This window comes from Bacillus sp. EAC (assembly GCF_002156875.1).
GTDB lineage: Bacteria > Bacillota > Bacilli > Bacillales > Bacillaceae_G > Gottfriedia.
The window spans coordinates 120,177-134,062 of sequence record NZ_NCSY01000003.1; the positions used below are offsets into that span (position 1 = coordinate 120,177).

Genomic DNA, 13,886 nt, shown 5'->3' on the forward strand with positions numbered 1-13,886 from the left:
CCCTTAATTTTTTAACTTCTCTTCTATTTCAAATAATCCTTTTTTAATTTTCCATAGTAAAAGGTGTACGGGATGTACACCTTTTATAGATATTTTATGAATGATTGATTCAATTAGAACTTTTAAGAAGCTTGTGTTTTCTTGTCGCCAAAAATAGATTGTTCTAATAGTTCTGCCACATCAAGAGTTTGAACCTTTTCTTCAACTTCTTTAGCTTTTGTACCATCAGATAACATCGTTAAGCAATATGGACAACCCGTTCCAATCACGGTTGGGCTAACTGCAAGTGCTTGTTCAGTTCGAGTTACATTAATTCGATTACCAACATGCTCTTCCATCCACATCAATCCTCCACCAGCTCCACAGCACATACCTGTTTCACGGTTACGCTCCATTTCAACTAAAGTTACGCCTGGAATCGCTCGAAGAATATCTCTTGGTGCCTCATAAACTTCATTATAGCGGCCTAAATAGCATGAATCATGATACGTAATGACTTGTTCAACTTGATGTATTGGCTTCAATTTACCTTCTTTTACCCATGCAGATAATAATTCTGTGTGATGGTAAACTTCGATCGATAATCCAAAGTCAGGATATTCATTTTTAAACGTATTGTAAGCGTGTGGATCAATCGTGACTAATTTGCTTACGCCTGTTTTTTCTATCTCTGCAATATTATTATTTGCTAGTTCCTGGAAAAGGAATTCTTGACCTAAACGTCTTGGTGTATCCCCTGAGTTTTTCTCTTTATTTCCTAAGATTGCAAATTTAATTCCAGCTTCATTCATTAATTTAGCAAATGCTAAAGCGATTTTTTGACTACGGTTGTCATACGAACCCATTGAACCAACCCAGAATAAGTATTCTATCTCTTCGCCAGCTTTTTGTGCTTCTTTTACCGTTGGAATGTGAATACTTTCATCAAGCTCTCTCCAGTTTTCACGATCTTTACGGTTTAGTCCCCATGGATTACCTTGACGTTCGATATTTGTCATCGCACGTTGAGCATCTGGTTGCATTTTTCCTTCTGTTAAAACAAGATAGCGACGTAAATCAATTATTTTTTCAACGTGCTCATTCATAACAGGACATTGGTCTTCACAGTTTCGACAAGTAGTACATGCCCAGATTTCCTCTTCTGTAATGACATCCCCAATTAAACTTGGACTATACTCTACTAAAGTTGCTGCAGTTTCTTGATGTCCCTTTCCTTGAGATGCAAATGCAAGCTGATTTCCTTTTGTCTTTGAAAATGCTACGGTTGGAACCCAAGGAGCGCGAGATGTTACTACAGCACCTGTTTCAGTTAAATGATCACGTAGCTTTAAAATTAGATCCATCGGTGACAGCATTTTTCCTGTTGCCGTTGCAGGACAAACATTTGTACAGCGACCACACTCTACACATGCATATAAATCAATTAACTGTGACTGACGAAAATCACTTATTTTCCCTACACCAAATGATTCCTGTGTTTCATCTTCAAAATCAATCTTTTCTAATTTTCCATCCTTTGATAATCGGTTGAAAAATACGTTTGCTGGACCTGCAAGTAAGTGCGCGTGCTTAGATTGTGGTACATAAACTAAGAAAGTTAGTAATGAAATTAAATGAATCCACCAAGCAACATAAAAGAATGACACAGCTAACGGTTCGCTAATTCCACCAAAGATTGTAACTACTAACGATGCAATTGGCTCATGAAAACTTGCTCCTTCTCCATTCCAGATTAACCCCATACCATTACCAAATAACGTAGATAGCATCAATAAGCCGATAAAGATTAGTACTAACCCACTTTTCCAGCCTCTTTTTAAACGTACTAATTTTTCAATATATCTTCTATGGAACGCCCAAACTACTGCAACTAATATTAACAATGCAATAATTTCTTCAAAAAATGTAAAGGCACCATATAACGGACCAAGTGGTAAATGAACACCCGGGAATAATCCTCTCAAAATAAAATCTAATGCTCCTGCTTGAACTAAAATAAACCCGTAGAAAAATAATAAGTGAATGAATCCACTTTTCTTATCTTTCAGTAGCTTTTTTTGCCCAAATACATTTACCCAAATTTTTTGGAAGCGATCTTTGTAATTTCGTTCAAACTCTTCTTTTTTACCAAGTTTGATGTAAGCTAATCTTGTTGTAATTAGGTAAATGAATAAATAAATTGCATAACTAGTTAGTGCTACAAATCCAAGTGCGTTCAAGTATAAAAGAGCATGATTCATGATGTATTCCTCCCCCATTTTTTGCGGCTACAAATAAAACGCTTACTTTTTAAAAATTTATAACCGTATTAATTTTCTGACAATATATACTTTTATTATATTATGAATGAGTATTCAGTCAATAGTTTTTCAATATAATTGAGCCCTTTTTCATATAAAATCCTTCATTTGGTCATACTATCAACACGTTCAAGGTAAAGGAGTTATCTAAATGTTTCTGTTTATTTTATTAATTGTTCTACTCTTACTTATACTCCTTGCTGTTTTAGATCTCTATTTCGGTTACAAGGCATTTCATAAATATGATAGGCCATGTCCATTCAAAAATAGAAATAGTGATTCGACTTTAATTACTGACGGGAATGTTCTTTATAAACATTTACTTGATGATATAAGCGAAGCTAGTTCAAGCATTTCAATGTTGTTTTATATTGTTCGAAATGATGATACAAGCGAAAAATTCTTAACCTTACTCGAAAAAAAGGCTCATGAAGGATTACAAGTTAGACTTCTAGTCGATTGGATTGGTAGCTTTAGATTAAAACGAAATCGAATCAAAAAGTTAAAGGAAAATGGAGTGGAAGTACTGTTTAATAGACGTACAGGTTTTCCCTATACAATTTATCGATTTCAACATCGAAACCATCGAAAAATCACTGTAATTGATCATCAAATTGGCTATTTTGGTGGCTTTAATATTGGTAAAGAATACATAGGATTTAACGAAGAACTAGGTTATTGGAGAGATTATCATATTAGAATGACAGGCGAAGGTGTAAAAGACTTACAAGCTCAGTTTTTAATAGACTGGACAAGAAGTGGTGGTAAAGAATTTCCATTAACGAGCACAAATAACTTGTGCAAAGGTGATACCCAGCACCATTTCTATTCTTCTGATTTTATTCGAATTGAATCACTCTATAAAGATTTAATTGATAAAGCCGAAAAGCATATTTATATCGGTACTCCTTATTTTATCCCGACAAAAAAAGTAATGAACGCTCTATTAGCAGCACTTCATCGTGGTGTTTCTATTTGTGTAATGGTACCTGAAAAAGAAGATCATAGACTTGTCAAAGAAGCTTCCTTCCCGCATCTTCTTCTAATTTTAGAAGGTGGAGGTAAGGTATTTCATTATCAAAAAGGCTTTTTTCATGCGAAGGTACTGTTAATTGACGATTATTACTGTGATGTTGGCTCAGTTAATTTTGATCGTAGAAGCTTATGTATAAACGATGAATGGAGTTGTATTTTCACAAGTACACCATTTATCTTAAAAATCAAAGACATTTTTACGAAGGATTTAGAACAAACAAAATCATATCCAATCACCTATTATAAGAACACGACTCTTTTATGGAAATTTCGAAAGTTACTATCTAAACTACTTTCGCCTTTAATGTAACGAAAAAAGACTAATGGAATTTAGTGTCATTTTCGAGGTGTACACAATGAAAATACGATTCGGATACGTATCTCACGCATTATCTTTATATAATTGTTCTCCTGCCAAAACACTTACTTTAACCAGGTATAAATCAATGGGTAAAAATGAACGATTAGAAAAATTAATCGAGGTTACTTCCCAAAATATCGAAAATACAATGCGGGCACTCCATTTCAATGTAGGACAACAAATACCTTTATATAGAATGTCCTCTTCAATGGTGCCACTGGCGACACATCCTGATGTTGATTTTGATTATTTAACTCTATTTCGTCACCAATTTAAAGAGATTGGGGATTTCATAAAAAAACATCATTTAAGAGTTAGTTTTCACCCAAATCAATTCACATTATTTACGAGTGATAAACAGCATATTACAGTTAACGCCGTAAGAGATATGGAATATCACTATAATGTTCTAAAAGCAATGGGAGTAGAAGATCAAAGTGTTATTAATATTCATGTAGGCGGGGCATATGGAAACAAAGAATTAGCAATAGCACGATTTTATGAGAATATAAAAACATTGCCTGCCTTTATAAAAAAGCAAATGACGCTTGAAAATGATGATAAAACTTATACTGCATCGGAAACTCTCAAGGTTTGTAAATCGGAAGAGATACCACTCGTTTTTGATTATCATCACCATATTGCAAATTGTAGCGATGAACCTTTAGACAAATTATTACCACAAATCTACACGACTTGGGAGAGAACAAATTTAAAACCCAAAATACATATATCTTCGCCGAGGTCCGAAAAAGAGTTTCGTTCACACTCAGATCTAATCAATATAGAATTTATAAAGCCGTTTTTTGACATCGCAAAAGCGCTTGGAGAAGATATTGATATTATGATTGAGTCTAAACAAAAGGATATAGCTCTTTTACAACTTATTGAGGACTTATCTAAATTCCGTGGCTATAAACGAATTAGTGGTGGAGTTATTGAAGTTTAATATTAGAAGCAAGTAAAAATAAAAATACGCTTAGTAAATAAATGAAATGCCCCCAACTGTTTGATGGTATCTAACAATTGGGGGCACTTCAAAACCATGCGTTTTTCTACTTTAAGAAGAAACTATCTTCGCTTATCGTTATCTTTGTCATTGATATTTTTATGATCATCACCGTTCTGATTATCATGTACTTTATCCTGACGCTTCGAATGATTATTTCTTTCATAATCGTTATCTTGTTCATGGCCCTTCTTTGGCTTATGAGCCGCATGAAGACCATTTCCATGACCTGAATGGTTATTATTCTTATGATTAGATTGATTTTCATTTAAATGCTTATTTCGTCCATTCTGACCACGATATTGATTTTTCACTTTGCCTTTTCCCCGATTATTTGTACAATCAGGTTTATTCCAATGGTGTCTTCCGTGATTATTAGGATTTACATAATGATTTTTATCTTTTGTTTCTTTTTGAATCAATCTTATTTTTTCTGGCTTATTTTTATTTGAGCTAGATGTTACTTTTTGTACATTTTTAATAGTAGATTGTTTGTGATCGTTTGTTGGTAATGCATTTGTAACAGACGTATTTTTTTGAGTCGACTTGTGTTTGTTTGATGATTTATTTAAATTGATATGCGAATTTTTTTCTTGTAGATCATTTAACTTATCATTTAATTTACTTTGTTTTGCTTTATATTTTTTCTCCATTGAACCCGATATTATTACTTTTTCGTTAGGCTCAATAACCTTATTTTTTTCCATTTTCCCAATTAGGTCTCCCATAACAATTTCAAGAGACTCTTGATTCCAGCCATCCATCTGTTTAATTAATTTCTTACCTTCGTCGTTGTTGGCCTTCATCCCAATTACCAATAGATGCTTATTCAGTACAATTGATACTTTAGCGTGCGAATTAACATTTACAATACCTGCTGCTAGTACACTTTGTTCATTTTTATCTACGAATAAAATTGAAATAAAAATGAGAACACTCGCAATCATTACAGGTAGTAATTTTGGGGAAACTAGATTCATTTTTTTATTTACAATAATAGCATGACTAGGGAACTGAATTTCTTGACCAATTGTATAAGATGACATTTGTTTTTTGCATTTTAAATACTCTCCGCTAGCTGTTAACACAACTACCGACGAATGATTAACTTTTAATACGATGCCTGAGTTCATCTTCAGTCCCCCCTTTTCAAATAACTTTGCAAATAAATATAATCATTGACGCTTATAATACACATGGCGATAATAAATTTTCTATGCTTCTCAAGTGTTTTTCGACTTAGTGTCACTCTATCTTCCAAACTATTCATAGGCAATTTTTTCTTTTTAAATAGAAAATCTAGCATTTCTTCATCAGATGTTATTAAATCTACAACTGAAAATATATGTTCCCTCGTATCTTCATGTTTAGGCGAAACAGATACTAAACTATCTAACGAAATTCCAAACTGTTTTAGCATTTCATTAAAATGAATAATTTCATCTTTTCGGTTGATCTCATCAAAGTTTTTAATATATGTACTATAAACATGATCATCGTATTGCTTATGTATATCTCCGGAATCTGACTGGTCCGAATTCACGATATAATGTTTTGATTCTTTTCTGAAGTAATCAATTAATTCCCTCTTAATGATTAACTTAGCAAATGATAGAAAAGAAGATCCTTTTTTATAAGAGTAAAGTTTAATCGCTTCGTTAAAAGCACTTAAACCAATACTATATTCATCATCTTGTTTAGAAATATATTTTCCACAAATTGTTGAGATCGTTTTATTTATAAACGGTTCATACTGCAAGATAAAATCATCTAATTCTTTAGAAGAAGATTGTTGTATTGTTAAAACAATATCTTCAATTTTATCTTTTCGTTTATAGAGCGTTTGAAAAATTGCTAATAACAAGACCCCATCTCCTTTCAATTCAGCAGGTTTAATGGTCATTAAAACAGAAGGCACCTCCACTCAATTTAATCAATCGGTACAACTGTCATGATTAAATTGAATGATAAGGCACCGTTTTAATTAACCTACACCATTAAAGCATATCGCATCTTTAATAATGTTTCATGTGATTTTTATTGAAAGGTGAATGGTAATAATTACTTATTTATCTTTTTTGTTGCCTCTTTCATTGTCGTTACGATCATTTGATTGGTGATCATGTGATCTGTGGCCATTTGATTTATGATCCTCTGATTTTTGATTATGTGATTCGTGCTTGTTTGATTCGTTATCATCTGATTGGCGATTGTTTTTCCATTCATGTTTTTCATTTTTACCGTGTTGTTTGTGACTTTTACCATTCACACGTTTATCTTCATGTTTTTCTTTGTGTTCTTTTTCTTCTTTATGCTTTTGTTCGAATTTATGAAGTTCTTTTTTATGATCTACAGGTTGAACTGGTTTCGTAGCAACTTCTGTAGCCTCTTTTGAATCATCATCTTTGTCTTCGCCATCATTTTTATTACTATTTACATTGTTAGTTTCTGTATCTTCTACATCTTCAATTTTAGTAATTGTTGTAATTACTTCTGGTGTAGCAGGTTTTTCAGTTGTGTTTGTTGCATCTGGATAATTAATTGTAATAACTGGTTTTAATACAGTTTCTTTGTGCTCTGATTTCTTTAAAAGTTTCTCTAGTTTTTCAGATATTTTGTTGAAGCTTTTTTCAATATTTTTTGCAATTGCTGCTTTTGCTTTAGGATTTTTAACTTGATCTAAAACATTTGCTAAAACTAGTAAATTATTATTTAAATGATGTTGAATTTTTGCAATTTCTTTTTGTTCTTTTGTTAACTTATGTTTTTCTTCTTTATTTGCATCTTCTTTTTCTACTTCTTCTTTATCAGTATCTTGAGCAGGTGTAGTAGTAGTATTTCCTGTTTCTGTACCTTCTGTTGTTGTTGTCGTACCTTCTGTTGCTGTATTTCCTGTAGTAGTTGTAGTACCTTCTGTCGTTGTGTTAGTCGTATTTTCTGTTGTCGTCGTATTAGCAATATCAGTAGGTAGTTTTACATCAACTTGCCCTTGTGCAACTTCCATTTGTGTTAAAGCTTGTTTTAAAGTTTCTTTTGCTAAATCCTCTTTACCTTCTTTAATTAACTCTCTTGCCTCATGAATACGTTCCCCAGCAAATTCTGCTAATAATTCTGCTTCTTTCACTTTGTCTGTTGTAAGTAAAAGTTGAATTTTTTCTACAGTTGTTTTTACGAAATAAAAGAAATCACCTTTTACTAACATTGGTGCTTCTTCTTTTTGAATTTGATCAGTTGTTGGAGACGTTCCATTTTCAGCAGCCAATGCTGTATTTGCTAACCCTAATTGTGATAATAGTAAAGCTGTTGCAGTAGTATGTACGAATAATTTTTTCATTAATTTCTCTCCCTCTTATGTTATCTCACTATATACATTCGTAAGAGGTTTTAGTTTTTAGGGGGTCATTTTAAAAAAACTTTAAAAAATTTCTCTAAAAATGGAGAATCTTGCATTTCACACCCCCACAAAGCGACAAAAAAGTAGAGAATAAGATATAAAAAGATAAAACAAAATGTTATAAGAGCCAAATAAAAAAGTACCATACACTATGAAATGTCATAGTACATGGTACTTTTGATTTTAAATTACATTTTTTCTGGAGCTGAAACACCTACTAACGCCAATGCGTTTTTAAGTGTCACTTGTACTGCCTTCATTAATGCTAGTCTAGCTTTTGATTTTTCTACATTTTCAGGATCTAATACTTTTTCCGCATTGTAGAAGCTATGGAATGTACCAGCTAGTTCAAACACATAGTTTGTAATATGGTGCGGAGTACGTTTAGATGCTGCAAGAGAAACGGCTGCAGGTAATTCGCCTAATTTCTTTAATAACTCATACTCTTTTTCAGATGATACAAGACTGTAATCAGCTGAACCTTCGTAAACAATACCCATTTCTTCACCTTGACGAAGGATACTGCATACACGTGCATGTGCATATTGAGAATAATATACTGGATTTTCATTTGATTTAGATACTGCTAGGTCCATATCAAAGTCTAAATGCGAATCACAGCCACGCATCGCAAAGAAGTAACGAGTTGCATCAATACCTACTTCTTCCATTAAATCGCGTAAAGTTACAGCTTTACCTGTACGTTTACTCATTTTTACTTTTTCACCATCTTGATATAATTGAACCATTTGAATAATTTCAACTTCAAGTGTATCTGCATTATATCCTAAAGCTTGGATTGCAGCCTTCATACGAGGAATATAACCGTGATGGTCTGCACCTAAAATATCGATTAATTTATCTGCTCCACGACCTAATTTGTCACGGTGATATGCAATATCTGGTGTTAAATATGTGTAAGAACCATCACTCTTAATTAATACACGGTCTTTATCGTCACCATAAGTAGTAGAACGGAACCAAGTTGCTCCTTCTTCTTCATATGTTTCTCCACGTTCCTTTAAATCTGCTAGCGCCTCTAATACTTTACCATTTTCGTATAGTGATGTTTCAGAATACCAAACGTCAAACTCTACACGGAAATTACGAAGATCACGTTGAAGCTTTTCCATTTCTAATTTTAAGCCGTACTCTCGGAAAAATTTGTAGCGAGCTTCTTCTGGTTCATTTACAAAACGATCTCCAAATTCTGCTGCTAATGTTTTACCAATCTCAATGATGTCAGCACCATGGTAGCCATCCGCTGGCATTTCTTTTTCCATACCAAGTGCCTGCATGTAACGAGCCTCGACCGAAGTTGTAAGATTATTAATTTGATTTCCTGCATCATTTATATAGTATTCTCGGGTAACTTCATAGCCAGCTTTAGCTAAAATATTAGATAATGAATCACCAAATGCAGCACCTCGGGCATGTCCTAAATGTAGATCCCCTGTTGGATTAGCTGAAACGAACTCGACTAATACCTTTTCACCGTTTCCGAAATTTGTTTTGCCGTATTCATCACCTGCAACAATAATTGATGGGATTAAATCAGTTAGATAGCTGTTATCCATATAGAAATTAATAAATCCTGGGCCTGCAATCTCTACTTTTTGAATACTAGCTTTGCTTTGATCGAAAGAATTAATTAATTCTTCTGCGATCATTCTTGGCGCTTTTTTTGCAACACGCGCTAATTGCATCGCCATATTTGTTGAAAAATCACCATGTGCTTTATCTTTTGGTGTTTCTAATATTACTTGTGGTAACTGATCCTCTGTAGCTAAACCTGCTTTTAATACAGCTGCTTCGATTTCATCTTTTAAACGACTCTTTACTTGTTCTAATGTATTCATGTCGTAGCCTCCTTTATTGATACTGTAATGTTATATGAACCAGCATTTTCATCGCCTACAAATAACTTATAACCTAGCTGAAGCATCCCTTTTAAAGGTCCTTCCGATACAAGGAATTGTAATTTTTTTGTATATGCTTTTGTTTGAAATAAACCTAATTCATTTGAAAATGTTCCGTCAGTTGTTTGATTTAATCGATACAGATGACGCATTGTTACGCCACCATTTCTTATAATGGTAACTTCGCCCTTACTAATTTTCATAGTAGCCTTTACTTTTCGATCTTCATGATTTTCGTCAAATAACAAATATGTAGTATCGTCTTTTTTATAGTATAGACCATTTGCTTGAAAACTGATCTTTTCACGTCCATGAGAATCTTTAATCAGTGTCTCAAAATCTATTGAAACAGGGATTCCTAACTGTTCTTTCACCTTTACACGTCCTTTTCTGCCAATGAACGTAACGAATCACATCCAAAAATCATCTTTTCCCATTTTAGCATAATATACTTAAAAAAATAAAATGTCGTAGAAAAAAATAACGAAAAATAAGCAAATATTTTATCGGAATTAGCCCTATTAATCCACATTGATGGTATTCTCGAGAAACTGCTTCTTTTCATCTGACAAGCAGCTACGATTAATGCAACTAGTTCACATAAAAAAATAGGCACCTTCGAAGATGCCTACTCTTGTAAATCGATCAATGAGCAGATTCTGCTTGATCAATATGCATTAAATGTTTTCGATTTATATATAGGAAGATAACTGATAATAAAACAAAGCAACCACCTACATAGAATGGGACATGAGGGTTATACCATTCAGCAAGTTTACCTGCTAAATATGGTGCAATTGCACCACCAATAAATCGTAAGAAGCTGTAAGCTGCTGAAGCAGTAGATCTTTCTACTGGTGCTGCCTGCATTACAGCAGTTGTTATTAATGTGTTGTTATTTCCTAAAAATGCACCAGCAACAATAACAGCGATAATAATGACTACATTTTTATCTGTACCAATACCCATTACGATTAGTGTTAATGCAAATAGTGTTAACATTGCATACATAGATTTAAGCGTACCCAATTTCTTTTGCAATCTTGGTGCCATAAAGACTGAAGTGAAGGCTAGTAGTAATCCCCAACCTAGAAAAACAAATCCTAAACCGTGTTCATCCAAATTCATAAAAAATGGTGAAAATGCTAATAAAGTAAAGAAGCCGAAATTATATAGAAATGCTGTAATACCCAGTGTTAATAATGATCTATGTTTTAAAGCTCTGAATGGATCAAGAAATGAAGTTTTTGTTGTAGTTTTCGCTACCTTAGTTTTAGGCATCATAAATGAAAGAAAGATAAAAGCAATAACCATTAAACATGCTACACCAAAAAATGGACCTCTCCATGAAATAGAACCAAGCTCACCACCTAAAAGTGGGCCGACAGATATCCCTAAACCAATCGCTGTTTCATATAAAATAATCGATTGTGCAACTCCAGATCTTGATAAGGAAACGATTGCGGATAAGGCAGTAGCAACGAAAAGCGCATTACCTAATCCCCATCCTCCACGTAACCAAACTAATTCCCAAATACTACTCGAATTTCCACCTAAAGCAGAGAAAACAGCAATAATTAAAATTCCTAATAAAAGTGTCCACTTTATCCCAATACGTGAAGAGATAAAACCTGTTATTAACATTGCAAATGCCATTACTAAATTATAGCTGGTGAACAATAAGGTTACATCACTATGAGAAGCATGCATTTTTTCAGCAATTGCAGGCAATATTGGATCAACAAGTCCAATCCCCATAAATGCAATAATACACGCAAAACCAACTGCCCAAATTGCCTTAGGTTGATTAAAGAAACTAGATTTTTGTTTCGAATCTGTCTTTTGATTTTTACTTTGTGCTAAATTTGACATATTTCTTCCAATCCCCCATATTTTTATTTTTCTAATGCTTTTAGAACTCTCTGATATTTCTTATCCATATCATTTCGAATATCGCTCATTTTCTTAAGCTTTTGGTCAATCATTTCTAATTGTTGAGATAATATCCGTTCAACTTCTATAAGTTTTTCTCTTTTTTGATTTTCATCAAATAATTCCCTATATTGCTGACGATGTTCTTCAAACTCCATATCAATCGAGATATATTCCTGAACCTCTTGCAAAGTAAAACCAAGTACATCACGAACATTCATTATTTGCTTAAGACGTTCGATATGCTTATCAGAATATAGACGAAATCCACCTTCACTCCGTTCGGGAGGGAAAAGCAATCCGATTTCCTCATAATAACGAATAGAGCGCTTAGTTAAACCACATTCTTTGGCTACGTCATCTATTTTATATAGCAATCTAAATCCTCCTTTCAGATGTAATCCATAATCAGCTATCTCACTTAATTAGTTTACTCCTCGTTTACCGTTAACGTCAACGTTAACTTTAAAGTAATTTCTATTTTTATCATTCTACAAATTGTATTTTTTACTAGGATATCTTCATTAAACGTTATGAATTGTTGTAGATTTCAACTCGCAAGCTAATTTTAACGACATAAAAATACCCGAATAATACTGATACTTACACAAGCACCAGTTATTCGGGTTATTTTTAATATTTTTTTCGATTAGAGTTCTGCTGTTTCTAGTAATTTCTTCTGTTGCTTTTTCGCTTTGTTTTTTCGCTTTAAAGCCCACATAGTCATTCCTGTAATACCTAATCCAAGTGGCGCAATTCCGACTAAAGCGTATATGATTTTCGTGAAAACTCCACCGTAAGTACCTCTATGTAAACTTTGTCTCCAGACAAAAAATTTATCGTATGCAGTTTCATTACTCTTTGAAAAAGTGCCTAAATGCTTTCCGTTAAATTGATCAAAAAATTCTGATGTGTTTCCTTTTCCTTCCGGATCATAACTTCCATCATTTAATTGTACTTCGATTACCCCTGTTTTATCAGATGGTAGTCTCAGTTTATAAAGTTCACCTTCAGGATGTAACTTTTTAATTTCTGAAGCAATTTTATCTAGTCCAACTAATTCTTTTCCGTTATCGACAGATTTCAAGTCTTCTGGATAATTAGATGTAAACTTCAATCTTAGTGATTCTTCGATTTTTTCTTGGAAAGGAAATAACATTCCAGTAATCGCTACAACTAGTAAAAATGGCAATGTAATAACGCCAATAAAGTTATGCAGAGAGAAGTTACGAGCCATACGGCCTTTATTCCATTTAATACTTAAGCTTTTAAACATTCGTTTAATTCCCGGATACCATAAATAAGCGCCAGTAATAATCATGATGATAAGTGCAATTGCTACAATACCGATAATTACTTCACCACTCTCTTCTAATAATAAATGAGTGTGAAGCTCCTTAACAAAAGAAACGAATGATGCATCCTTATTATAATTTCCTAATAACTCACCATTACTAGGGTCTAAATAAGCATCAACTTCTCGATCACCCTTTGACAAATTCGCATGATAGATATCAGATATTTTCGAAGGAACATCTAACCTAGAAATTTGATACCCTTGATATTTTTCATGGAAAATATGTTCAGCTTCTTTTAAACTAACATTTCTTTCACTACTTTCAGGTGTAAAATATTGAGGATTAAGTGCCTTCTCAATTTGATCATCAAACACTAAAACACTACCTGTAGCACATACAGTAATGATAAAGAGTCCAAAAACTAAGCTACATACTAGATGTAATGTTAAGATAAACTTCCTGATATTTTTTTTCATCTCTATCTTCTCCCTTTAAAACTCAAATTCTTTCCCCTTTAGAATTTGATAATAATAATCGTTCTCAATTATAACGATAATGATTATCATTATCAATTTTTTTTTGCTAATTTATTCTATTTTTTATGCATTCGAGCATTTGGGTACTTAGATAAATACTGA

General features: G+C 33.1%; 11 protein-coding genes. 2 read left to right on the top strand and 9 right to left on the bottom strand.

Going from position 1 to position 13,886, the window contains the following annotated elements; all coding sequences use genetic code 11:
* Positions 1-122: 122 nt before the first annotated feature.
* Positions 123-2,240, bottom strand: a complete 2,118-nt coding sequence (locus tag B7R65_RS06825) for a (Fe-S)-binding protein (protein ID WP_088042025.1) — start codon at positions 2,238-2,240, stop codon at positions 123-125.
* A 211-nt stretch (positions 2,241-2,451) separates the two neighbouring features.
* Here B7R65_RS06825 and cls point away from each other — a divergent pair, with 211 nt between their 5' ends.
* Together cls and uvsE are read left to right on the top strand one after the other, a co-directional pair.
* Positions 2,452-3,645 (top strand): cardiolipin synthase, encoded by a 1,194-nt coding sequence (gene cls / locus B7R65_RS06830; protein WP_088042026.1) that lies wholly within the window; start codon positions 2,452-2,454, stop codon positions 3,643-3,645.
* Between the two features lie 46 nt (positions 3,646-3,691).
* Positions 3,692-4,645, top strand: a complete 954-nt coding sequence (gene uvsE, locus B7R65_RS06835) for a UV DNA damage repair endonuclease UvsE (RefSeq protein ID WP_088042027.1) — start codon at positions 3,692-3,694, stop codon at positions 4,643-4,645.
* Between the two features lie 122 nt (positions 4,646-4,767).
* Here uvsE and B7R65_RS06840 read toward each other — a convergent pair whose 3' ends face one another.
* The 8 genes from B7R65_RS06840 to B7R65_RS06880 all read right to left on the bottom strand — a co-directional run bounded on the left by B7R65_RS06840 (position 4,768) and on the right by B7R65_RS06880 (position 13,724).
* Positions 4,768-5,838, bottom strand: coding sequence for an anti-sigma factor domain-containing protein (locus tag B7R65_RS06840; protein ID WP_088042028.1), 1,071 nt, complete (start codon positions 5,836-5,838; stop codon positions 4,768-4,770).
* Between the two features lie 2 nt (positions 5,839-5,840).
* The gene (gene sigI / locus B7R65_RS06845) at positions 5,841-6,608 is read right to left on the bottom strand and encodes an RNA polymerase sigma-I factor (protein ID WP_088042029.1); all 768 of its coding nucleotides are present in this window, start codon (positions 6,606-6,608) and stop codon (positions 5,841-5,843) included.
* Between the two features lie 162 nt (positions 6,609-6,770).
* Complete coding sequence (locus tag B7R65_RS06850; protein ID WP_088042030.1) at positions 6,771-8,039, bottom strand: DUF5667 domain-containing protein; 1,269 nt, start codon at positions 8,037-8,039, stop codon at positions 6,771-6,773.
* A gap of 248 nt (positions 8,040-8,287) precedes the next feature.
* Complete coding sequence (argS, locus tag B7R65_RS06855; protein ID WP_088042031.1) at positions 8,288-9,958, bottom strand: arginine--tRNA ligase; 1,671 nt, start codon at positions 9,956-9,958, stop codon at positions 8,288-8,290.
* The gene (locus B7R65_RS06860; RefSeq protein WP_179194799.1) at positions 9,955-10,392 is read right to left on the bottom strand and encodes a YwiB family protein; all 438 of its coding nucleotides are present in this window, start codon (positions 10,390-10,392) and stop codon (positions 9,955-9,957) included. Before B7R65_RS06860 ends, argS begins: the two co-directional genes overlap by 4 nt.
* A gap of 271 nt (positions 10,393-10,663) precedes the next feature.
* A complete protein-coding gene (locus B7R65_RS06870; RefSeq protein WP_088042034.1) occupies positions 10,664-11,890 on the bottom strand; it encodes an MFS transporter in 1,227 nt (408 codons plus the stop codon).
* Between the two features lie 23 nt (positions 11,891-11,913).
* Positions 11,914-12,327, bottom strand: coding sequence for a MerR family transcriptional regulator (locus B7R65_RS06875; RefSeq protein WP_256941197.1), 414 nt, complete (start codon positions 12,325-12,327; stop codon positions 11,914-11,916).
* Between the two features lie 272 nt (positions 12,328-12,599).
* Positions 12,600-13,724: a PepSY-associated TM helix domain-containing protein gene (locus B7R65_RS06880; protein WP_088042036.1), complete on the bottom strand. Its 1,125-nt coding sequence runs from the start codon at positions 13,722-13,724 to the stop codon at positions 12,600-12,602.
* Positions 13,725-13,886: the final 162 nt, after the last annotated feature.